The sequence below is a fragment of the Sphingobium cupriresistens genome, from assembly GCF_004152865.1.
Taxonomy (GTDB): domain Bacteria; phylum Pseudomonadota; class Alphaproteobacteria; order Sphingomonadales; family Sphingomonadaceae; genus Sphingobium; species Sphingobium cupriresistens.
Map to the genome: position 1 here is coordinate 1 of NZ_SEOO01000129.1, position 944 is coordinate 944.

At 61.8% G+C, this 944-nt stretch carries 1 protein-coding gene; it reads left to right on the forward strand.

Features of this window, described 5'->3' with window-relative positions:
* Positions 1-57: 57 nt before the first annotated feature.
* The coding region (locus tag EWH12_RS21940; protein ID WP_129927821.1) for an IS256-like element ISSpwi2 family transposase at positions 58-944 on the forward strand (887 nt) is incomplete at its 3' end.

The following is a 944-nucleotide window of genomic DNA, read 5'->3' on the forward strand; positions in this document are numbered from 1 at the left end:
GGGACTGTCAGGATTTCCGTGTGTGGCCGGGCATAATGGGTAACAAGGAGTCCCACTATGTCACGACGCAAAGAGCCTGCCATACCGAATGAGCTTCTCGATCAGCTTTTGGCGGGCGGCGCTGCCAGTGCCGCCTTCGAGCAGGGCGGTCTGCTCGATTCGCTGAAGAAGGCGCTGACAGAGCGTGCCCTGAATGCGGAGATGGATCACCACCTCGCTGGCGAAGACGGCGCCGGCAACATGCGCAACGGCTACGGTCGGAAGACGGTAATGACCGACACCGGCAAGTTGGCGATCAACGTGCCGCGCGATCGCCAGTCGAGCTTCGACCCACAGTTGATCGCCAAGTATCAACGCCGCTTTCCCGGCTTCGACGACAAGATCGTGTCGATGTACGCGCGCGGCATGAGCACCCGCGAGATCACCAGGCACCTGAACGATCTATACGGCATCGACGTCTCACCCGATTTGATCAGCACGGTGACCGACGCCGTGCTTGATGAGGTCGCCACTTGGCAGCAGCGGCCGCTCGATCCGGTTTACCCGCTGGTCTTCTTCGACGCGATCCGGGTCAAGATCCGCGACGAGGGCATGGTGCGCAACAAGGCGATCCACATTGCGCTGGGCGTCCGCGCCGACGGCGCAAAGGAGGTGCTCGGCCTGTGGCTCGAGCAGAATGAGGGTGCCAAGTTCTGGCTTCGGGTGATGAACGAGCTTCGCAACCGTGGCGTCGAAGACATCCTGCTGGCCGTCGTTGACGGCCTGAAGGGCTTTCCCGATGCGATCACCGCAGTTTTCCCCGATGCGATTGTCCAGACCTGCATCGTTCACCTGCTGCGCAACTCGATGGACTTCGTCTCCTGGAAGGACCGCAAGAACCTCGCCAGCGCGCTCAAGGAGATTTACCGTGCCACCGACGCGGACGCCGCCGAAAAGGCGCTGAC